Genomic DNA, 23864 nt, shown 5'->3' with positions numbered 1-23864 from the left:
AGCCCCCAGCTCTACCCTGTGGGAGCGGGCTTGCCGCGAAAGCGGTTTGTCATTCAAATCCGTTGTGACCGATCCGACGCCTTCGCGAGCAAACCCGCCCCCACAGGGTCGCGCAACGAGCGTGGCCGCATGTCGGTCCAGTGTTGATTGATGTAGTCCAGGCAAGTCTGGCGCTCGCCGCGCATCCCCGCCTCATTCCAGCCGCAGGCCATCGGCTTGCCCGCCGGCCACAGGGAGTACTGACCCTGGGCATTGATCACCACCTCGAATTGCAGCTCTGCGTCACGCATATCGTTCTCCTGTTGAATGGGATTGCAGCGTTGCCAGGCTTCGACCCAGCCCTTCGGCGAGCGCGTTGAGCAGCGAACATCGCTGCTCGTCCGTCGGCGCACAGGCCCGCACATACACCCGCACCGACGCCCCGCAGACCTCTGCGTAGACCTGGGCGTCCTCAGCGGCGAAGGCCCGGGCCGAGATTTCCGCGTTGGCACTGGCGTGGGTCTGGGCAAATGACGCGGCACTGGCCTCGGTGTTCAATTGCGCGTAGTAGTCGGCGAAGGCTTCGGCATTGCCAAAATGCTCGGCGATCATCGCGGTGTTGGCCGGCGCGAGGCCGTAGCTCAGCGCGCTGGCATGGGCCTGGGCGTAAGCCGCGTCGTAGGCATAGGCCCGTCGATACAGCGCCAGCAACACCGGTTTGAGCGTGGCCCGCCATTCACCCTGGCGCCCGAGCAGACCGAGTGCCGCTCGCCGATGCAGACTTTGCAAAGCCAGCAGCGCCGGCCGATGCTCCGGCAATGCCTCGCACAACAACGGCATGACCACCTCGGCTTGCCACTGATGCAGCAACCGGAACGGCACAGGGCCGTCGAAGCGCGGAACCAGGGTTTCGGTCGACCGGGTTTCGTACAGCACGTGCGTCAGTGTCAGCAGCCATCGCGGCGCGGCGATCGGTTCAGTCATGTCGACGCCTCCCGCGCGCCGATCACCTCGGCAATCATCCGCGCCCAGCGCCCCGCGACGATGCCGTAGTGGTCGGTGTCCAGCCGCTGCCAGCTCAGCAGCCGCGGCAACAACGCTCGCCAACTGTGTTGCAGGTCGTCCATGTTCCAGGCATTGCCCAGGCCATAGGGATTGGCGTGCCCGGCGATGAACATCCGCGCCGCCGTCGCGGCCAGTGCCGGCGGCTGGAAGTCGGCCATGCTGCTCATGTTGTTGCGGCAGCAAACCGTCAGCCGTTGCAGATAGGCCAGACGCTCGTCGGACATCGCCTGCCCTTCACCGTCCGGCCAGCGCTGGGCAAACTCGCGCTGGAACACCTGCTCGATGGTTTGTTCGTCGATGCCCACCAGTTCGGCACCGGCATCTGGCGCCGGTGGATCGATCAGGTACAACAGCGGCTGTCTGAACCCGGTTGTCTGCGCCTGCTGACACAGCGCCTGCGCCACCCAGGCGCCGAACGACCAACCGGCCAGACGCCATGCACTGCCCGCCGGGAGATGGGCCTGAATCGCATGCAGATACCACCGCGCGCGCTCGACCACGCTGATGTTCGGCAACGCCGGCAGGCGCAGCGCCGGGTCGGCGATCACGCAGACGCCCAGATCAGGATGCAGCGCCGACACCAGTTCGCGGTAAGCCTGAACATCGCCGCCCACCGGATGGATCAGGTACAGCCACTCCTGGCCGGCGCCCGCGTGCCATTGATCGATCCGCACCGCATCGCTCCAGTCCTGTGGCGCAGCGATTGGCACCTCGACCGTGCAGGCCTGCACCAAGGCCAACACCTCGTTGAGGCTGACCTTGTGACTGAACTGCGACAGCTGGAACACCTCGCCGGTGGCCGCTTGCAACTCGTCGATCAGATCGAGCAAGGTCAACGAATCCGCGCCGAGGTCGTACAGCGAATCGTCGTCATCCAGCTCGCCAACCCCGAGCCACTTGCACAGGCACTCGCGCAGGCGTGCCGGCAGATCGGTGCCTTTCGGCGCCTCGACTGGCGCACTCCCGGCACCATGGCGAACCGGATAAAAGCGGCGCGCCGTGTCGATCCCGGTGGTGGAAATCAGCAATTGCGGCAATTGCGTCGCCATCGCCAGATCGAACACCCGGCAGCCCTCTTCAGTCGACAAGCCGACGGTCAAATGCTCCTGATGCGCGGCATCCCCGCCGTTGTTGGTCGTCGCCATGCCGATATCGCGCCAGATATCCCAGTTGATGCCCAGGCGCACGCAAGCGCTGGCGGCATTCGGGCAATAGTGAGCGAATCCGTCGAGTACGCCACTGGCCGCCGCGTAATCCAGGTGACCGGCACCGCCGAACAGCGCCGACATCGACGAGCAGTACAGAACGAAACCCGGCGACAGTTGCTCGATCAGGGTTTCGACGGCCAGCATGCCGCGCGTCTTGGCCGCCGTGGCCTGAGCCATTTGCCCGGCATCGCGATGACGAATCAGGCTGCCCGCACCGACACCCGCCGCATGAATCACCCCGGCCAGACGACCATGACGCCGGGCCAGTTGGTCGAGGACTTGCGGCCATTGCGTCAGGTCGGCGATGTCCGCCTGAACGCAATCGATCCGCGACGCATAAGGCGCCAGCGAAAGCGGCAACTCAGCCTGGCGCGAGAGCAGCACCACCCGCCGCGCCGGTGCCTGTAACAGGTGTTCGCACAAGGTACGACCGATCCCGCCGCTGCCGCCCAACACCAGGAATGTGCCGTCCTCCGGCAGCAGGCTGGAAGCCACGCTCGCGCTCGGCGACGAATGAGCAATCAAACGCGGTTGCCACACATAGCCATCGCGAACCGCCAGCCGCCGAGGCAGTGATGCCGGATCGCTCAGCACTGCCGCCAGTTCCCCGGCCTGTGCGCCGATGGATGGAGAAGACCAGTCGAGCCAGTGACAACGCACCGGGTATTCCTGTGGCACCACTTCGCAGATCCCGGCCAGCGCCGCCAGTTCAGGGCGCCGTACTTCGCCCGCCACCGGACACGCCTGCCACGACATCAACCACAGCCGCAGCCGGGTCGTGCGCGAGGTTTGCCCCCACGCCTGCATCAGCGCGCTGACCGTATCCAGGCAAGCCCACTGCGCCAGGTCGAGGCTTTGCTCATTGACCGCGCCGGACACCGCCAACGGCAAGGCATGCAGCCAGTCCATCTCGACCAACGCGGGTTCAGCGACTTCATCGAGCAACCGGGCCAGGGCGTCGGCGTCCAGCGGGTCCAGTTCGAAACGATCCGTGCCCAGTCGCTTGAAACCGTTGCCCGCACGCACCTGGATCACTCGCCGATAAACCGTGCCCAACGACTCCAGCAACGTGGCGTTGGGTGCTTCATGGCTGCACAGAATCACCCCTTCACGCCTGGCCCCTTTCGCCATCGCACTCAAGCGCCGGACACGCATCCACTGCCGTTGATGGAACCAGTCGGCCAGCGGCTGCCGCTCGATACCCGGCGACGGTTCCTCAACGACCGCTGCCGTCGCAGCCGGCTGAAAGCGACAGGTCTGCAGATCGAACGATGACGGCGGCAGATCCCACGGCGGTGGCGCCGAGCGCTGCGGCCAGTCGAGGTTCACGCCTTCGTACCAGGCCTCCAGCAGCACCAGCGGCGAATGATCGCGGGCAATCAGTTTTACGCCCGAAACCGCGACGTCCCTGATCGATGTCGGCTGCAACGGAACGTCGTCACCGGGCCGGCAGACCATCGCGAAACGCCAGCACAATTGACGGCGACCGGACTGCAAGTGCCGTAACAGCGCGCCGTGCTGCTCGGGAAACCTTTGCAGATGCGCCTTGACCGCCGCGATATCGCGCAACAATTCCGCGCGGCTGTGGGCCGAGATCATCAGCAACGGCAGCGTGTCCTCGGCCGTATCCGGCGTCTTGGGCGCGGCGCCGACAATCACATGGGCGTTAGTGCCGCCGATGCCGAAGCTGCTGACGCCGGCCAGACGCCGGCGCCCTGGCGACCATGGCCGGGACGTGGTGGGTATGTAGAACGGTGAATGCTCAAGGTCGATCTGCGGGTTGATCCGGCCAAAACCGAGGTTCGGCGGCAGCACGCCATGGAACACCGCGAGACTGGCTCGAATCAACCCCACCACCCCCGCTGCCGCACCGAGGTGACCGATCTGGCTTTTCACCGAGGCCAGCGCGCAACTGTCGGCAGGCGCGTCGCCGAAAGCCTTGGTCAACGCCGCGACCTCGATCGGGTCACCGAGCAAGGTGCCGGTGCCATGGGCTTCGACGTAGCCGATGTCCGCACCGGTCAATCCGGCCCGGCTCAAGGCATCGCTGATGACCGCGCTCTGCCCGGCCACCGATGGCGCGGTGTAACTCATCTTGGCCCGGCCGTCATTGTTCAGCGCCGAGCCTTCGAGCAGCGCGTAGATCCGGTCGCCATCCGCCCGGGCCTGGGCCAACGGCTTGAGCACCACCACCCCGTAACCACTGGCGCCGATGGTGCCGCTGGCGTCGTCGCTGAACGGACGGCACAAACCGTCGGCGGAAAAAATGTGCTGCGAACGATGACGATAGCCATCGCTCAGAGTCGGGTCGATCAACACCCCGGCCGCCAGCATCACATCACTGTCGCCCTGGCGCAGCATCGCGCTCGCCATGTGGACGGCGATCAGTGAACTGCCACACGCCGCCTGGACGCTCAGGGCCGGGCCGTTGAGGTTCAGGTGGTAAGCGGCTTTGGTCGCGAGAAAATCCTTGTCGTGATGCAGCGCCATTTGAAAACCGTCCGGCAGATCGCCTGCGGCGGTGTCGCGCAACATCTGCTGGAAGTACGTGGTTTCGCCGCAACTGGCGATCAGGCCGATACGCGGGCCGTCGGCCGCCGGAACGATGGCCGCGTGTTGCAGGGCCTGCACGCAGCCCATCAACAGATGGCGTTGTTGCGGGTCCATCAGGCGTGCTTCCTGGCGACTGATGCCGAAATACTCGGGGTCGAAATCGAGCATGCCCGCCAGTTGGCTGCGGGCGCCGACCAGACCTTCGCTCGCGGCAAAACGTTCGATACCCAACGCGTTGCCTTGCACCATCGCCCAGAACTCGCCGAGGTTCTGCGCCCCGGCCACGTTCACCGACATGCCGATGATCGCCATCGGCTGATGCCCCGCATCGGCTTGCCGCACACGCTCGACGGCCGTCCCCGGCGCTGCCGACAAATGCGCCGCCAGCCGCCGGATCGTGACGTGTTCGAACAGATCGGCCATTGCCACCGGGTTCGGCAGTTCCTGGTTGTAGCGCGCGTGCAGACGCATCAGGCCGAGACTGGTGGCGCCGGCCTCGAAAAAGGTTTGCTCCGGTTCGATGTCCCGGCCGATGACGGCGCTGAACAGCTCGCTCAATTGCCGCTCCAGCGCGCTCAACGCCACGACCGGTTGCGGCGGACTGCGCCGCTCCAGTGCCTCGCCCAACCCCGGCAAGGCCTTGCGGTCGACCTTGCCGCTGGGGGTGCGCGGCCAGAGGTCGATCCGGCGATATTCGTCGATCCGCACATGCGCCGGCAGTTGCCGCGCCACCTGGCGATCCAGTTGCCGGGAGGTCGCCGGCTCGCCATCGAGTTGCAGCCAGGCGATCAGCCGGGGTGGTTCGGCCTGAACCGCCACCACCGCGTTGACCACTTGCGGCACGTGCATCAGCGCCGCTTCGATCTGCCCCAGCTCCAGGCGATGGCCGCTGAGTTTGATCTGCTGATCGTCGCGGCCCAGGTAATGCAGGCAGCCTTGTGCGTCGGCCCAGGCCAGATCGCCCGTGCGATAGAACAAGCGGCTGTCGCCCTCGGCCTGTGGCAGTTCGACAAACCGCGCCGCGTTCAACGCCGGATCCGCCAGATAACAACGGGCAACCATCGGCCCCGCCACCAGCAGGTAGCCCCGGCTGCCGCTCGGCACCGGGCGGTCGTGCTCGTCCACCAGCAGCAAACGGGCATTACCGACCGCGTGGCCGATCGGCGCGCGCAGCGGCCAGTCCCGGGCCGTTGCCGGCAGGCGCAAGGCGCTGACCACGTGGGTTTCGGTCGGGCCGTAGTGATTGAACAGCGATGCGTGCGGCATTGCGCTGAACCACTGGCGCAGCGCGTCGGTGCAGAGCAATTGCTCCCCGGCGGTCACCACTTCGCGCAATGCCGACGGATAAACCCCTCGGGCGACGGCGGTTTGCGCCAGATGCTGCAACGCCACGCACGGCAGGAACAGACGCTCGATCCGTGCCTCCACCATATACGCCAACAACGCCTCGGCATCCTGGCGCCAGCGCGGCGTGATCAAGTGATAACAACCGCCACCGCAAAGGGTGCTGAAAATCTCCTGGAACGACACATCGAATGACAGCATGGAAAACTGCAAGGTCACCGACTTCGCCGGCAACTGACCTTCGGTGCGCTGCCATTGCAGCAGATTGCACAGGGTTCGTTCCGACACCTGCACGCCTTTCGGCGTACCCGTGGAGCCCGAGGTGAACAGCGTGTACAGCGGCCGCTCGCCGGCATGACGTGGACGTTCGAACGGCCGCGCCTCTGCCTGCAAATCGACGCGGTGCAGATCAAAACGTCCGCCATCCAGATCATCCAGCGCCGCTTCGGTCGCGCGGCTGAACAACAGGCAATGGGGCTGTGCCTGCTCCAGCACCTGACGCTGGATCGCCAGCGGGTACGCCGGATCGAGCGGCACGGCGGTCAGATTGAGTTTCGCCAGCGCCAGCAAGGCGACGATATGCTCCACCGAGGTATCGAGGAACAGCACGACATGCAGCGGCGCGTCGTTGCCGACCGGCAGCGGATGACGCTCGATCACGGTGGCGGCCAGGGAATCGGCCAGCGTATTCAGCTCGGTATAAGTCAGGCGACGCGAACCCTGCACCAGCGCAGTGGCGTGCGGCGTACACAGCACCTGATGCTCGAACCAATCCGCCAGCGTATTGAACGGCAGCTCGCCGCCGGGGCCTTCACTGGCGACCGGCAATCCGAGTCGATACGGCCCGAGCAGATCGTCCAGAGTGGCCGTCGGGGTTTCCAGCAACAAGTCCAGACCACGGCGGAACAACGCGTTCACCGCGCGCATCTGTTCGGCATCGAAGTAACTGCACTGATATTCCCACCAGCATTCCAGTTGCGACCCCGAGCCGACCATCAACAAGGTCAGCGGGCATTTGGCGTGCAACCGCTCGCTGAATTCCAGGTTGGCGTGCAGGCTCGAATCGGCCAGAGCGGCGTAATCGGTGTTTTCCAGCACAAACATGAAATCGAACAGCGCGTTGCTCGACGACAGCCGCAGGTCTTCCACCAGATCCGCCAGGGCCACGTCCTGCAGCGCCAGCACCTCGCGCACGCTGGAAGTCTGCCTGCGCAGTTGCTCGCCCAGCGTAAGCGCGTGTTCGACGGCGGCAGGAATCAGCACGGTGTTGGCGAACATACCGACGCTGGCCTCGAACTCCGCCAGCGGCCGGTTCGACACCGGGCTGGCGATCCGTGGCCGCTCGACCCCGGTCAGCGCATACAGGCTCCAGGCAAAGACACTGAACAGCACTTCGAACCGGGTCAGTCGCTGTTGCGTGCAGAACCGTTCGAGGGCGGCACTGCGCACCACGCCCAGCGGCTCCCGGAACAACCTGGCGTCCGCGCTGATCGCGCGCATCGGTGTCAGCGCGGACGACGGTTCTTCCTGACGTCGGTGCAGCTCGGCCAGCGCGCGGCGCTGATCGCGATAATGCGCATCGACGCTCCACTGCCGCTGCCACTGACCAAACTCCAGCGCGCTCAGGCGTGGTGCCGGATCAGGCGTTTCGCGATTCTGCACAGCGTCGGTGTAAAGCTGCGTCAGGTCGTCGAACAACAAGTTCACCGACCAGCCATCGACAACGATGTGATGCAGGTTCAACAACAGCCGACAGCTGCCATCAACGAACGGCAACAGCCACGCCTGAAACAGGGTCGGCGTGGTCAGGTCGAACGGCGTATCGAATACCAGCGCCGCGAAGGCCTGCCAGTTGTCTTCGGTGAAGTGCCCTGGAGCGAAGGTACGACAGGTCGGCCCCTGATCGGCAATCACTTGATCGAGCCCCTCGGCGCCGGCCACGAATGCCGTGCGCAATCCCGGATGACGCGCCACCAGACGCCCCACCGCCTCGGCCAGCGCCGACACATCGGCGCCCGCCGCCAGGTGCAGAATCAACGGCACGCTGTATGCGGTCGAGGTGGGTGTACGTTGCTGAAGCAGCCACAAGCGGCGTTGTTCAGCGGTGGCCGGCAGGCGTCGGGCATTGCTGATCGCTGGTGCGGGGGGATAGAACGCCTGGCTAGTCAGTTCATCGCTCAGGTGTTCGGCAAGTGTCGTGAAGGATTGGTCGAGCAACATGCCGATGCTGATTTCGCGCTGCCATTGGCGGCGAATCGCTGAACGCAGGCGCATGGCCTTGAGCGAGTCACCGCCACTGCCCAGCCAGTCGTCCTGTGCGCTCAGGGCCGGTTGCCCGAGCAGCGAGCGAACCTCGGCCAGCAACCAGCTCAGGGCCGGCGATGTCTGGCCCTCGCCCACTGCATCAGCCACCACCGGATGCCATGGTTTCAGCGTTTGGGCGAGCAAGCTGTCGCGGTCGATCTTGCCATTGGCAGTCAGTGGCAAACGCGCCAGCAGAAACAGTTGATGCGGGCGCATGTAGGGTGCCAGATGCGTGCGCAAATGCGCTTCGAATTCGTGGAAGTCGAGTTCCCCGCGCGGCACGATGAACGCCAGCAACTGGTGGTCTTCGGCCGCCTGGCGCCGGGCGCAGACGAACACCTGCGCCACCCCGCAATGCTCGAGCATCCGTTGCTCCACCTCGCCCGGCTCGATACGAAAACCGCGAATCTTCACCTGACGGTCGACCCGCCCCAGGTACTCGATCAAACCTTCGGCGTTGCGCCGCACCAGATCGCCGGTGCGGTAATGCACCTGGGCGCCGCCATCGAGTTCTGGCAGGCGCAGGAACTGACGGGCCGTCTCTTCGGGACGGTTGCGATAGCCACGGGCGACCCCGCTGCCACTCAAATACAGTTCACCGACCTCTCCCGCAGCCACGGGCCGCTGGTGCTCATCCAGCACCCACACGCCGGTGTCCGGCAACGCTCGGCCGATGGGCGCCGAGTCACCGGCAAAGTCCCGGCCAATCGGCCAGCACAAGGCGAACGTGGTGCATTCGGTAGGGCCATAGACGTTGAAGATCCGGCAGCGGCTCTGCGGGTTGGCGCGATACCAGGCACGCACGGCAGCGGCGCTGATCTGCTCACCGCCGATCAGTACCTGACGCAGGCTGGAGAAGCACGCCGGCCAATCGGCAATCAAGGTGTTGAACAGCGAAACCGTCATGAACAGGTTGTCGACCCGCGTTTGCTCCAGCACGGAGGCCAGACGCCGTGCATCCAGCACGTCCTCGTCGGCGATCATCACGCAGCAGCCGCCATTGAGCAGCGGCGCCCACAGTTCGAAACTGCACGCGTCGAACGCCGGGTTGGACAGGCAGGCAAAACGATCCGTCGGACGAATCTCGATATAGGCGTCGGTGTGCGCCAGTCGCAGCAAACCGCGCTCGCCGACTTCCACCGCTTTCGGCGTGCCAGTGGTGCCCGAGGTGTAGAACAGGAACATCACCTCGGTGAAGTCTTCTGCCAGGGGTTGTGGCGGGTAATCCGGCTGATCCAGCAACGCGTCGACGCTGGCCTGCCAGCAGGACGATAAGGCCGGCTCCTCGTTCAGCGTGATCAAGCCGACACACGCGGCATCGGCCAGCATCAATTCACGACGCTTGCTCGGGCTGGCGCGATCCAGTGGCACCACCACGGCACCGATCTTCAACGCACCGAGAATCACCGCCAGCCATTGCCAGCCGCGTGGCATGCACAGCGCCAGCGACTGGCCGGGCCGTATGCCGCGCGCCTGCAAGCCTCTGGCGATACGTTCGCTGGCACTGGCAAGTTCGGCGTAAGTCAGCGTCAGCGATTGATCGATGACCGCCGGGGCCTGCGGATTACGCTGCACCTGTTCGGCGAAACGCGCGAGCAAGGTCGTCTGATTGGCAGCCCTCATGACTTCACCTCCTGTGCGTCAAAGCGTTGCAGCTCCTGCCCGATGACCTGCGAGACCCGATGGATTTCCGCACTTTCCAGCATGTCCCAGTGTCCGCCGCTCACCAGTTTCGCCAAATAGCCGTCACCGGCCCGACGGCGCCAGAAACCGCGCAACTCATGCAACTGACGGCGGCTGAAATCCTCCCGCGCCTGGATCAACACCACGCGCCCCGCCCGTGGTGCGCACTCATAGGCCGCCATGGCCAGACGATTGTGGTTGTAAATATTGAAATAGCGCTCGACCTGCGCGTCTTCGATGCCGGGGTACATGCCGTTGAAGCGCACCAGTTTGTCGCGGAACTCGGCCATGTCGACGGTGCCGATCTGCTCGCGGAAACCCGGATCGTCGCTGCCCTGAGTGTCGAGCAGCACCACGGTCACCTGGAGATGCCCCGCCGCCGTCAGCAGCCGGGCCATCTCATAGGCCACCAACCCGCCGAACGACAAACCGGTGAGGATCAGCGGTTGCGCTGTCAGCGGCTCGATCAAACGCAAGTACGCCTCGGCCATCGCTTCGACCGTCGGCTCGGTGCTCTCCCCCGGATTCAGCCCCGGCGATTGCACGCCATAGACGCCGATCCCATCGGGCAGCACCTTGGCAAGCGACAGGTAACAGAACGCCGTACCGCCCGCCGGGTGAATGCACACCACATTGCTGCGGCCTGCGCCACGGCGGAATTCGATCAGGTTGCCTTGCGCCACGGCCGGGTTGGCCCCGACCCGCAGCCAGCCGCCGAGCGCTTCGATGGTCGGGTAGCTGAGTACCACCCGCACCGGCACTTCGACGGCAAACATCCGGCTGATTTCATGGGCCATCTTGATCGCGGCAATGGAGGTGCCGCCGACATTGAAAAAGTTGTCGCGGATGCCAATCTGCGGCGCCAGCAACAGGCTTTTCCAGATCTGATACAGGGCCAGTTCAATGTGATCCCGAGGGCTGCTCAGGTTGACCTGCCGATTGGCCATTTGCTGATCCGCCAGTGCCGTCAGCGCAGCGCGGTCGACCTTGCCGTTGGCCGTCAACGGCAAAGCATCGAGCCACAGGTAACTGCCAGGGATCACCGCTCGCGGCAGCGTTGTCGCCAGATGCGCATGCACCGCCGCTTCATCCGGTTGCCCGGCGACCACGCAACAGGCCACCAGACGCTGCTCCTGCGCCGTTTCGCCGAGCATCAGCACCACCGCGCTGCGAATGCCGGGAAACGCTTCGAGCCGGGCCTCGATCTCGCCCAGCTCCAGGCGCACACCGCGCAGCTTGACCTGGAAGTCGTTGCGCCCGAGAAACTCGAGTTGGCCATCGGGGCGATAACGCGCCAGATCGCCGCTGCGGTAAAGCCGATCTCCGGCCACGAACGGATTGTCGATAAAGCGCTCGGCGCTGAGCTGCGCCAGTCCCAGATAACCACGGGCCACACCGACACCACCGATGTGCAAGTGCCCGGTGACGCCTACCGGCACCGGCGCATCGCGCTCATCAAGCACGTAAAAACGATTGTTGGCGATGGGCCGACCGATCGGCAGTTGCCGGGCCGGCACCTCGGCGCCCGGCTCCAGCGTCCAGAGGCTGTTGATCACCGTGGTTTCGGTCGGGCCGTAGACGTTGTGCAGACGCGCATGGGGCAAACGCTCCTGAAAGCGTCGGGCCAGGGCTGGCGGCAGCTCGCCGCCGCCGCTGAACACGTCGGTCAGGGTCGAACACAGACTGACGCCCTCGACCTCGAGAAACAGCTGCAGCATCGCCGGCACGAACACCAGCGCCGTGACCCGTTGCTCGCGCACTTCGCGCGCCAGATAGGCCGGTTCGTAATGCCCGCCAGGCCTCGCGATCACCAGCCGTCCGCCGGTCGCCAGCGGCCAGAACGTCTCCCAGGCCGAAGCATCGAAACCAAACGGGATTTTGTGCAGCATCGCCCCGGCCTCGCCGCAGACCTGCAAACACCACAGCAGCAGATTGCTCAGGCCACGGTGGGCAACCATCGCCCCCTTGGGCAGACCGGTGGTGCCCGAGGTGTAGATCACGTAGGCGAGATGATCGGGCGTGACTCCGACGCTGCGCGGGTCAAGGTTGTCCGGCGACAACGACGCCCAATCCGCGGCATCGTGCTGGAGGTCGAGCAGCGGCGCTTCCCAGGTCGAACCCTGCAGCGCCTGGCGCAAAATCCCGTGTGCCGCACCCAAGGTCAGCAACACCGCCGGGGTGCTGTCGCCGAGCATGTGGCTCAGGCGCCCCAGCGGATAATCCGGGTCCAGCGGCACGTAGGCGCCGCCCGCCTTGAGCACCGCCAGCAACGCCACCGGCAACGCCAGCGAACGCTCGACGCACACCGCCACGCGTACATCCGGACCGACACCCAGACTGCGCAAATGCCGCGCCAGACGATTGGCCCTGGCATTCAGTTCGGCGTAGCTCAGCGACTCATCTTCGAACACCACCGCACAGGATTGCGGGTTACGCGCAGCCTGGGTTTCAACCAGTTGATGCACGCACTGCGCCGGTTGTGTCAGGGGCGTCGAGCGGTTGAAGTCGACCAGAATCCGTTCCCGCTCAGCTTCGCTCAGCAGCGCCAGCGCACCGATCGGTTGCTTGGCGTCCAGGGCGATCTGCTCCAGCAGATGTCGGTAATGTCCGCTCAGGCGTTCGATGGTCGCGGCGTCGTACAGGTCGGTGTTGTATTCCACCAACAAGTGCAGCCGCCCTTCGCGCTCGACCCACTCGAACGCCAGATCGAACTTGGCCGTGGCGCTGCTGGTGCTGTGCGGCGCCAGTTCCAGACCGGGCATCTGCACGGCGTTGCCAGGGGTGTTCTGCAACACCAGCATCACCTGGAACAACGGCGAATGCCCCGGATCGCGCGGCGGGTTGACGGCTTCCACCACGCGATCGAACGGCACGTCCTGATGGGCGTGAACATCGAGCATTTGCCCGCGCACTTCGCGCAGCAATTCGGCGAAGGTCTGCCGCGGGTCCAGATGTTGGCGCAGCACCAGCGTGTTGACGAAATGGCCGATCAGCGGCTCGATTTCCGGGCGGTTGCGGTTGGCGAATGGCGTGCCGATGCACAGATCCTGCTGCCCGCTGTGACGCCACAACAGCACCGCCAACGCGCCCAGCAGGACGTTGAACAATGTGCCCTGGGTCTGCCGGGCCAGCGCCGTGAGTTCGCGCAGGGTGCCGCTGTCGAGGGATGAGCTGAACGTGGCGCCGACGTAGCGCTGCACCAACGGTCGCGGCCGGTCGGTGGGCAAGGTCGACAGCGCCGGCGCATCACCGAGCGTACGCCGCCAGTAATCGAGCTGAGCGTCCAGCACCGCGCCCGCCACGCGCTGTTGTTGCCAGCAGGCGTAGTCGGCGTATTGCACCGGCAACGGCGCCAGACTCGATGCCCCGCCCTGCCGATAGTCGCCATACAGCGTGGCGACTTCGTGCAAGATCACGCCCATCGACCAGCCGTCGGCGATGATGTGATGCACGCTGTACAGCCACAGGTATTCATCATCAGCCAAGCGCAGCAACGAGGCACGCAACAGCGGCCCGGTGGCCAGATCGAACGGCGCCCGGGCATCCTGTTCGACGGCGCTTTTGACGCGCTGCTCGCGTTCGTCCGCCGCGAGCTGACGCAGGTCCGTCACCGGCAACGATTGCGGCATCAATGAATGCACCACCTGACGCGGTTCGCCGTTCACACGGCAAAATGTGGTGCGCAGGATTTCGTGGCGACTCACCAGTTCATTCAGCGCCCGCTCCAGCAGCGCCACATCCAGCCGCCCCTTGAGCGTCACCGCCGTGGGCACGTTGTAGAACGGATTGCCAGGCTCCAGTTGATCGAGAAACCACAGCTGCCGTTGTGAAAACGACAGCGGGCAGGCGGTTTGCTCGCCATCACGACGGGGAATCGCCGCGCCCTCCTCCTGGCCGCCGAGCAAGGCAATCAGTGCCTGCTTGTGACGCTTGAGCGCCTGGGTCAGCTCCTCGGTGAGAAAACCACGGGGCGCCTTGCAGCGCAGCTTGTCGCCATCCACTTCGAGCACCACGCCCTGGCGAGCGAACAACGTCAGCAATTGATCGGCATTCATACCTCAAACTCCTCCATGTCATCGTCGCCAGGGCTTTGCATCGCCGGTTCCAGAACAAATGTCTCGACCGGCGCGCGGTGTTGCTCATCGGCCGTGCGCAGGCCACCGACCATTGAGTAGATCAACTCATGGCTTGGCCCGAGGTCGAACAGCGCAGTCAATTGCTGCCCTTCGATGGAACCGATTCCGCACAGGCCCAGGCCCTGTTCGACGGCGGTCATGCTCAGCAACTGAGCCATGGCGCCGCTTTCGATATGGCAGAAGTCGCGGCTGCGCTCTCCATACAGCGGCCGGATCGCCGCCATGTCAGCGATGAAAAACAGCGAGAACGCGGCGTTCTCGTATACCGGACGATTGACGAAGTAGTCGTAGGTATCCGGGTCGAGCAAACCGCTCTGCAGCGCCAGCAACCGGTGCTGGCGGGGATCGTAGTAATACGCGCCACCAGGCACGCCGAGCACCCGCTCCGGCTTGACGTAAAGGTAGGCCTGAAGCGGATACAGCCCACCGGCCGACGGGAACTGGTACTTCGCCTCGCCATCCAGTTGCCCTTGCGCCAGCGCCGCCAGCCAGTGCGCGAAGGCCTCGCTGGCAATCGGCCGCGCGTCGTACTGGCGTACCGAGCGGTACTCGCTGAAACGCCGGGCAAACGCCGGGTCCTGCGGCAGCAGCAATTCCACCGCCGGCAAGGCTTGAGCGAAGCGGCGGCGCCCGTGTTGTTCAGCCTTGAACTGCGCTCGCTGTTGCGGATCTTCGATGATGTCCTGGGCGATATTCGCGGGCTGCCGGACGTTGCCGAGCAGATCCTGACGCGCCCGGTTCTGGCGATACATGCCGAGCAAATGCAGCAACGTCGGCTGGGCCAGCAACTGCGCCACATGCGGGCGGAACTGCAAGGCGCCGGACAAGGCGTTGCTGATCCGCACGATATCGATTGAGGTGGCGCCGAGGTTCAGCAGGTTGGCATGGGCAGCGATGGCATCACGCTTGAGTACGCCCTGCACGATCTCCACCAGTTGCTGTTCCTGCGGGCCGTCGACTTCCAGAGTCGGTCCCTGCGTCTCGGTCTCTGTCGGTTCCGGCAGGCGTTTCTTGTCGACCTTGCCATTGGACGACAATGGCCAGGCGTCGACGAACGTGAATGACGTCGGAATCATGTAGGCCGGCAATTTGTCACTCAGGTAATCGGTGAAGTCGCTGGCCTGCAAGTCTGGATCGGCCTTGAGCACATAGCCCGCCAGACGTTTCTCTCCCAGTGTGCTGCCGAGTATTCGCACCACCGCGCTTTGCACGCCCGGATGACGGTTGAGTGCCGCTTCGATCTCGCCCAGCTCGATACGGTAGCCCTGGACCTTGACCTGATTGTCTTCACGACCGAGGAACTCGATGTTGCCATCCGGCAGCAAGCGCCCTAGGTCGCCGGTGCGATACAGGCGTTCGCCGGTCAACGGATGAGCGAAGAAACTGCCGGCGCTGAGTTTTTCGTCACGCCAGTAACCTTTTGCCAGACCGATGCCGCCGATGTACAACTGGCCCGCCACCCAGGTCGGGCGCACTTGCAGGGCTTCGTCCAGCACGTAGAAACGCTGGTGATCGAGCGCCTTGCCGTAGGGGATGCTGCGCCAGTCGGGATCGACCTGTTGCACGGGATAGCAGATCGACCAGATCGACGCTTCCGTCGCACCGCCGAGGCTGATCAGTTGCAAGTCCGGCTGCAACGCCCAGGCACGCTCCGGCAACGTCAGTGGAATCCAGTCACCGGACAGCATCGCCACCCGCAGGCAGGCCGGCAACGCACCGCCCTCGCCTTCAACGTATTCGAGCAACATGCCGAGCAGCGCCGGCACCGAGTTCCACAGGCTGATCCGATGACGCTCGATCAATGCCAGCCAGTGCGCCGGATCGAGGGCCAGTTGCGGTTCGAGGATCACCACCGCCGCGCCCACGGCCAGGGTGCCAAAGAAGTCATACACCGAGAGATCGAAACTCAGCGACGAAATCGCCAGCACGCGATCATCCGGGCCGACGGCAAAGCGCCGGTTGATGTCGAGCAAAGTGTTGACCGCCCCGCGATGGTCGATCACCACGCCTTTGGGCTGACCGGTGGAGCCGGACGTGTAGATCACGTAAGCGAGGTCGTCTGGTGTGATGTGCACCGGTTGCAACGTCGCGGGATCGGTCATGACGTCAGCGGTTACGGCGACGGTGCGGACCGATGCCGGCCATTCGATTTTGTCGAACAGCGCCGCTTGGGTCAGCGCCAGGGAGGCTTCGGCGCGCTGCAGAATATGCCGTAAGCGCTCGGAGGGCTGGGTCGGTTCAATCGGCAGGTAAGCGCCGCCGGCATAAAGAATCGCCAGGGTCGCGACCACTTGCTCCCAGCCGCGCTCCATCACCACCGCGACCAGACGATTGGGCACGACGCCTTGAGCCTGAAGCCGGGCGCCCAGTTGCCGCGCTTCCGTACGCAGTTGGGCGTAGGTGAGTTGTCGAGCGCCAATCACCGCCAGCGCCTGCGGCGTGGCAAGGGCCTGACGCTCGAACAGTTCGTGCATCAGCGGCAGCGTCTGCACGCTGTCGACCGGCGCCGGCAAACGCGCCAGGGGCAGCAGCTGCGGCGTGTTCGCGCCCCACGCCGCTGGCTCGCAGAGGCTATCCAGCAGCGCGTTATAGGCGACGAACATCTGCTCGATCATGCCTTCGGGGAACAGTTCGTCGATGCTGTCCCAGTTGAACAACAGCCGCCCTTCCAGCTCCAGCAAGGTGTGGTCGAGCCACACCTGCGGGGTCTGGGTGATGCTGTGCATGTGCCTGGCGTTCAACGCGTCCGCGAGGTTGAATTCCGCCAGCTCCGGCGCGGCCTCCGACAGGGTGCTGTTGAACACAATCGGCATCGCCGTCTGCTGCACACCCCGTGCCTGGGACAACTCGCGCAGCACCCGCACGCCGCTGACCACCGAATGATCGATGTCCCGCCAAAGTTGCGCCTGCACCGCGCGGGCCTTGTCGGTGAAACTCCGCGCGCCGTCGATGCCGACTTCCAGCAACACCAGCGAGGTGAAGTCGCCGATGATTTCATCGACGTCCGGGTGCAACGGCATGCGGTTGAACAGCGGCAGGCTCAAGGTGAAACGTGGCGTGCGACTCCACAGCGCGAGCACTTCGCTGAACGCGGTCAGGAGCATCACCGAAGGCGTCACCGCAAACTGCTTGGCCACGGCTTTGAGCTGTGTCCACTGCGCCGCTGACATATCGCGGTCGCGCCGGGTGAAATGCGGGTTGGCAATGCTCTCGGGCTGGCGCACCAGCGGCAGGTCCGGCGCCGGTGCCAGGGTGGTCACTCGCTCGCGCCAGTAGCTCAGCGCCTGCTCGTAGCGGCTGCCATTGCGCAGTTGCTGTTCGGCCAAGACATAGTCGCGGAAGGTCAGGCCCGGCTCGTCCAGGTCCAGGGTCGGATCGACGTAGTACGCCATCAGCTCCCGCGCCAGAATCTGCGTGCTGGCGGCATCAACGATCAAGGCATCGAGGCTGATGTGCAGGTGAGTGATGCCGTCATCGAGCAACGACAGACTGAACTCGAACAACGGCCAGCGACTGGCATCCAGCACCTGATGGGACTGGCGTTCGCGGGTCGCTTCGAGCGTGCGTTGCGCCACCTCGGCGGACAAACCACGCAGGTCGCTGCGCGGCATGCGGTAGGTCGGCACCTGTGCCAACACCTGTTGCGTGCCGTCGCTGAGGAACACCACGCGCAGCATGTCGTGACGCAGGATCATGCGGTTCAGCGCCTGCTCGAACCGCTCGGCGTCGAAGTCGGGGATGCGCAGTTCTTCATAACCGTGGGCACTGACCCCGCCGAGGCTGACCGTGGCCTCGCGACCGAACCAGTAGGCTTGCTGGATATCGGTCAGGGGGAATGGCGCGTGCCGGGCGTGGCGGTCCGGCTCGATCGGACTGAAGGCTGGCTCAATGCGGACTTCATCGTTGCGCAAAGCCTGCACCTGCGCCGCCAGATCCATCAGCACCGGCGTCTGGAACAGGCGGCTCAGGGACAATTGCGCGCCCATGCGCTGGTTGATCGCGTAGATCATCCGCGTCGCCAGCAGCGAATGGCCGCCAAGGTCGAAGAAGTTGTCGTGGATGCCGACCCGCTCGCATTTGAGCACTTCGACCCAGATCCCGGCCATTTGCTGTTCGATGTCGTTACGCGGAGCAACGTAATCGGCCCCGGCGCTACGCTCGGGTGCCGGCAGCGCCTGACGGTCGAGCTTGCCGTTGCGGGTCAGCGGCAGTTGCGAAAGATGAACCCAGGCACTCGGAATCATGTGCTCGGGCAGCTGTCGTTGCAGCTCGGCGCGCAGGGTTTCGCCGGTGGCGGAGCCGACCACGTAGGCCACCAGCCGTTTGTCGCCGGGCACATCCTCGCGCAGCAGCACAGCGGCTTCCTGCACGCCGGGTTGCTGTTGCAACAGGCTGTCGATCTCGCCGAGCTCAATGCGGAAACCGCGCAGTTTGATCTGTTGATCGATGCGTCCCAGGTACTGCACGTTGCCATCGGCCAGGAACTTCGCCAGGTCGCCGCTGCGGTACATTCGAGCGCCCGGTTCGTCACTGAACGGGTCCGGCAGGAAGCGTTCGGCGGTCAGGTCCGGGCGATTCAGATAACCCCGGGCCAGACAGGCGCCGGCAATATACAACTCGCCCGCCACGCCGACCGGCACAGGATTCAGATGCTCGTCCAGCACGTACAACCGCGCATTGGCGATGGGCCGGCCAATGGGCGGCGCGTCCGGCCAGGATTCGGCATTGCTGCACGTCAGGCTGAACTGGCTGACCACATGGGTTTCGGTCGGCCCGTACTGGTTGTGCAACTGCGCGCCGCCGAGTCCACGGACAAAACTGCGCAGCTCATCGTTGATTTGCAGGGCTTCGCCGGCGGTGATGATCTCGCAGCCGCCGGCCGGCATCGGTGCATCGACCTCGGTCAGACCGGCGAGTTGCTGCAACACGGCAAACGGCAGAAACGCGCGCTGCACGCCTTCGGCCACCAGGGTCGGACGCAGCGCCGCTAGGTCCTTGCGGCTGTCTTCGGTCATCAGCAACAGGCTGCCGCCCTGACAGAGCGTGCTGCAGATTTCCTGGAACGAAACGTCGAAATTCAGCGAGGCGAATTGCAGCACGCGTTGTGGTGTGGTGGTCTGGTCGAGTTGCCAGGCGATCAGGTTATCCAGCGCACGACGGCTGTGCGCCACGCCTTTCGGTCGCCCGGTGGAGCCGGAGGTGTAAAGCACATAACCGAGGTTTTCCGGGTTCACCCGCACCTGCGGATCACGGATCGAATGCTGCGCCCATTGCGGTGCGTCGGTGTCCAGGCAGCAGATCGGCAACGTTTCGCTGACGGGCAGACCGGCTCGCAGACTGGATTGCGTCAGCAGCAAGGTCGGCGCGGCATCGTTGAACATGAAGGCCAGGCGCTCACCCGGATACGCCGGATCGAACGGCACGTACGCCGCTCCCGCCTTGAGGATCGCCAACAGACCGATGACCATCTGCGGCGAGCGCTCCAGGCACAAGCCGACGCGATGCTCGGGACCTGCGCCTTGTTCGATCAGGTAATGCGCGAGCTGGTTGGCGGCCCGATTCAGTTCGCCGTAGCTCAGTTGTTGGTTCTGGGCGAGCAACGCTACCGCGTCAGGAGCCTGCCGGGATCGGGCTTCGAAACGCGCCATGCAATCAGGTGTCGATGAGGTATCGCGGGCGGTGCGGTTCCAGTCGTGCACGATCCGTTGCCGTTGTTCGGCGCTCAGCAGATCGATCATTGCCAGCGGTCGCTCGCAATCCTCGACCATCTGCGTCAGCACCCGGCGCAGGTACTCGCCGAACTGCACGACAGTGTCCCGCTCGAACAGACCGGAGGCGTACTCCAGACCGCCGACAATCTGCCCGTCACGCTCGCTGAGTGCCAATTGCAGATCGAACTTGGCGACATGGTGACTGCTCGAGACCGGAGTGACCTCCAGCCCGGTCAGCAACAGGTCCGAGTCCTGATCCTGCTCCCAGGCGAACAACACCTGGAACACCGGGCTGTGGGCCAGGCTGCGCGGCGGGTTGAGCAACTCCACCACTTGCTCGAACGGCAGATCCTGATGTTCCTGGGCCTCCAGCGCGACGCGACGCGCCTGTTGCAGCCATTGTGCGACCGACGGTGTACCCGAGCGGGTCATGCGCAGGGCCAGGGTGTTGACGAAGAAACCGATCAGCCCTTCCAGTTCCTGTTGCGGACGGTTGGCCGAAGGTACGCCGATCACCACGTCGCTCTGCCCCGACAGGCGCGACAGCAACAGCGAAAAACCGGCCAGCAACGTCATGAACAGCGTGGTGCCTTGCTGCATGCCCAGAGCTTTCAGACGCGCAGTCAACATAGGGTCGAATTCCAGCGGCACGAAACCGCCGAGGTAATCCTGCACGGGTGGACGCTTGTGATCGGTCGGCAGCTCCAACAACACCGGCGCGCCCGTGAGGGTTTCGCGCCAATAGCGGGTTTGTCGATCCAGCACGTCGCCGGTCAACCACTGCTTTTGCCACACGGCGTAATCCACATACTGCACCGGCAGCGGCGGCAACGGGTCGTCGCGATCCTGCAACGCGGCCTCGTACAACTGGCCCAGTTCGCGGGTCAGCACGCCCATCGACCAGCCGTCGGAGATGATGTGGTGCTGGGTCAGCAACAGCACATGGTCGTCCGTCGCCAGCCGTACCAGGCTGACGCGCAGCAGCGGGCCACGGCTCAGGTCGAACGGTTTGGCACCCTCTTCGTCGATCAAGCGGATGAGGCGCTCTTGCGAGTCGTGCCCCTGCAAGTCGATCACCGTCAGCTTGATGCAATGCGCGGGCGGCGAGACTTGTTGTCGCCCTTCCCCTTCAACGGCGATGAAAGTAGTGCGTAGCGCATCGTGTCGCGCCACCAGTTGATTGAAGCTGCGTTCCAGTGCCGGAACGTCCAGAACGCCGCGCAAACGCTGGTTCAACGGCATGTGATACGCCGCGTTGCCGCCCTCCATTTGCGCCAGAAACCACAGGCGCTGCTGGGCGGACGACAACGTTTGCGCACCCGAGCGTTCAACACCCGTGATGGCCGGGCGAGCCGCGGCCTGACTGGCTTGCAGCCCTTCGGCGAACTGCTTCAGAACGGGTGCTGCGAACAACGCCGAAGGCGCTACTTCCAGACCCAGCGTGTGTCGAACCTGAGCCAGCACCCGCATAACCAGCAACGAGTGCCCGCCGAGAGCAAAGAACTGATCCTCACGTCCGACCCGCTCCACGCCAAGCACTTCGGCCCAGATCCCGGCAAGCGCGGTTTCCAGCGAACCTTGCGGGGGTTGGTAATCCTGCTGATCGAACGCTTGGCTGTCCGGTGCCGGCAGCCCTGGGCGATCGACCTTGCCGTTGGCGGTCAGCAGCAGTGCATCGAGACGCACGAACGCCGTCGGCACCATGAACTCCGGCAGGCTGAGTTGCAACTGCTCACGCAGGGAGCGCGGGGTCAGTGCCGCGCCGGTACTTTCGCAGTAGTAGGCGACCAGTCGGGGTTCGCCGGGGTTGTCCTCGCGCAACAGCACCACGCTTTCGCGAACGCCGGCGATGTCCGCCAGACGGGTTTCGATCTCCCCCAGCTCCAGGCGCAGTCCGCGCAACTTGGTCTGAGAGTCATTGCGTCCGAGAAATTCCAGTTGGCCATCGGCCCGATAACGCGCCAGATCGCCGGTGCGGTACAAGCGTTCGCCCGACACAAACGGATTGTCAATGAAGCGTTCGGCAGTGAGTTGCGGCAGGTTCAGATAGCCCCGCGCAACACCGACGCCACCGATGTGCAATTCGCCCGCGACACCCATGGCAACCGGTGCGCCCTGAGTATCGAGCAGGTAAATGCGGGTGTTCGGCAACGCCCGGCCGATCGGCAGTACGCCGTAGGTCTGGCTCGCGTCGTCGTATTCAAAACAGGTGCTGTCGATGCTCGCTTCGGTGACGCCATAGGCCTGGACGATTTGCACCTGATCGCCGCAGAGCTGGCGCAGTTGTCGCGCGCTGTAGGCGGTCCAGATGTCCGAGCCGCACACCACGGTGCGCAGAAACGACAAGTCGTGACCGGTCTCTTCGACCCAGGCCAGCAACGGGTTGAGCAGCGCCGGTACGAAGTCGGCAAAGCCAATGCGCGCCTCGTTCAACAGACGATACAGCGCCGGCGGATCCATCAGGGTTTCCCGTGGACAGAGCACCAGAGTGCCGCCGAAACCCAGCGCACGAATCAGATCCGCACTGAACACGTCGAAGGAGAAACCGGCCATTTGCAGGTGATTGATCGGCTCGCCCAAGGCGTAAAGCTGCTTCCAGGCGGCGCTCACGGCGATCAGCCCGCGATGCTCGACCATCACGCCTTTCGGAGTGCCGGTCGAGCCGGAGGTGTAGATCACGTAGGCCAGGTGTCGAGACGTCAGTCCGACAGCGCAAGGGTCGAGGTTGTCGGGTGACTGCGAAGCCCAGAGGCTGGAATTGGCCAGATCAAGCAGTGTGGGTTCAACCGTTGAATGCTCGAGCGCGACGAGCAACGGGCGGCGGGCTTCACCGTGAGTCAGCACGACCGGCGGCGCGCTGTCAGCCAGCATGTGGGCCAGCCGCGCCTGCGGATAAGCCGGGTCCAGCGGCACATAAGCACCGCCGGCCTTGAGCACCGCGAGTACCCCGACCAGCATCTCCAGCGAACGCTCCAGGCATAACCCGACTCGCACGTCCGGCCCGACGCCAAGATCGCGCAAGTGGTGAGCGAGGCGATTGGCGCGTGTGTTGAGGTCGTGATAACTGAGCGCCTCATGCTGCCAGCGTGCAGCAATGGCGTCGGGGTCGCGCAGTACCTGCGCTTCAAACAGATGGTGTACGTACTGATCTGCATCGAACGGCTGCGCCGTGCTGTTCCAGTCGTGAACCAGGCGCTGATAGTCGGCGTCGCTCAGTACCGCGTCATCTGCTGTTTTTTTGGATGAAATGCCGGGCTGCGCAGGAGTCGTCCCACGCAAGGAATTGTTGTCGAACATCGGAGGCTACCGTCCATGACTGCTTTATTTTTGTGATCAGGCAGGGACAGTGCGTACCCCACCAGTCAGGCTCCGGCATCGAATGCCGGTTCGGTCATTCGAAATTCAGGAAGAAGGCGCGGCGCGCGCGGGTTGGTTCACGTCACGGTCGGACGTGGGCACACGCATGAAATTGAAGGGGGATTGGCTGGCGATAAGCACCGCAACACGGTCATCGCAAACAGCTGGAGAATTGACGGGTGCATTGGCGACATCCATCGCCCTGCCCATTACATCGACGATTGCAAACCGCGTGACCAATTGAAACCTCGACTTCCATTTGAGGGTCAACGACGAGGAACAACCTGCGCGGGGGTGACAGCGCCAGGGTGGTCCCGATCGGCTGCGATTACCGGGTCTGTAGACACACGGCAATCTTCTGGCGCCGGGTTTGTGACCCGATGCGCCGCCGGATAATAACCATGTTTTTTGCTGGAGAGGTACACAAAATGTAGGAAATTTGCGAAATAGCCGTAGGACATCCCTTCGTCCGGGTACTTTTTCGTAGACAAAACAAAACCCCAACTGCTTTCGCAATTGGGGTT

General features: G+C 64.4%; 6 protein-coding genes. All 6 read right to left on the bottom strand.

Annotation, left to right across the window (positions count from 1 at the left end):
* Nucleotides 1-53: 53 nt before the first annotated feature.
* The gene (locus KVQ74_RS25560; protein WP_217834143.1) at nucleotides 54-290 is read right to left on the bottom strand and encodes an MbtH family protein; all 237 of its coding nucleotides are present in this window, start codon (nucleotides 288-290) and stop codon (nucleotides 54-56) included.
* A complete protein-coding gene (locus KVQ74_RS25555; protein WP_217834142.1) occupies nucleotides 283-963 on the bottom strand; it encodes a hypothetical protein in 681 nt (226 codons plus the stop codon). The genes KVQ74_RS25560 and KVQ74_RS25555 overlap by 8 nt, the downstream gene beginning before the upstream one ends.
* Entirely contained in the window at nucleotides 960-10076 is a 9117-nt protein-coding gene (locus KVQ74_RS25550; RefSeq protein ID WP_217834141.1) for a non-ribosomal peptide synthetase, read from the bottom strand. The genes KVQ74_RS25555 and KVQ74_RS25550 overlap by 4 nt, the downstream gene beginning before the upstream one ends.
* Nucleotides 10073-14191, bottom strand: coding sequence for a non-ribosomal peptide synthetase (locus KVQ74_RS25545; protein ID WP_217834140.1), 4119 nt, complete (start codon nucleotides 14189-14191; stop codon nucleotides 10073-10075). The genes KVQ74_RS25550 and KVQ74_RS25545 overlap by 4 nt, the downstream gene beginning before the upstream one ends.
* Nucleotides 14188-23280, bottom strand: a complete 9093-nt coding sequence (locus tag KVQ74_RS25540) for a non-ribosomal peptide synthetase (protein ID WP_217834139.1) — start codon at nucleotides 23278-23280, stop codon at nucleotides 14188-14190. Before KVQ74_RS25540 ends, KVQ74_RS25545 begins: the two co-directional genes overlap by 4 nt.
* A gap of 326 nt (nucleotides 23281-23606) precedes the next feature.
* The coding region (locus tag KVQ74_RS25535) for a hypothetical protein (protein ID WP_217834138.1) at nucleotides 23607-23864 on the bottom strand (258 nt) is incomplete at its 5' end.

Origin of the sequence: Pseudomonas botevensis (assembly GCF_019145475.1) — a bacterium.
GTDB classification, from domain to species: Bacteria; Pseudomonadota; Gammaproteobacteria; order Pseudomonadales; family Pseudomonadaceae; genus Aquipseudomonas; species Aquipseudomonas botevensis.
Note: the sequence above shows the minus strand (reverse complement) of the source record. Positions and strands in the feature narration are given on the sequence as shown.

Bases quoted from the DNA above. Each gene is read 5' to 3' on its own strand.
- KVQ74_RS25560 (WP_217834143.1), bottom strand. From the start codon at position 290: ATGCGTGACGCAGAGCTGCAATTCGAGGTGGTGATCAATGCCCAGGGT.
- KVQ74_RS25555 (WP_217834142.1), bottom strand. From the start codon at position 963: ATGACTGAACCGATCGCCGCGCCGCGATGGCTGCTGACACTGACGCAC.
- KVQ74_RS25550 (WP_217834141.1), bottom strand. From the start codon at position 10,076: ATGAGGGCTGCCAATCAGACGACCTTGCTCGCGCGTTTCGCCGAACAG.
- KVQ74_RS25545 (WP_217834140.1), bottom strand. From the start codon at position 14,191: ATGAATGCCGATCAATTGCTGACGTTGTTCGCTCGCCAGGGCGTGGTG.
- KVQ74_RS25540 (WP_217834139.1), bottom strand. From the start codon at position 23,280: ATGTTCGACAACAATTCCTTGCGTGGGACGACTCCTGCGCAGCCCGGC.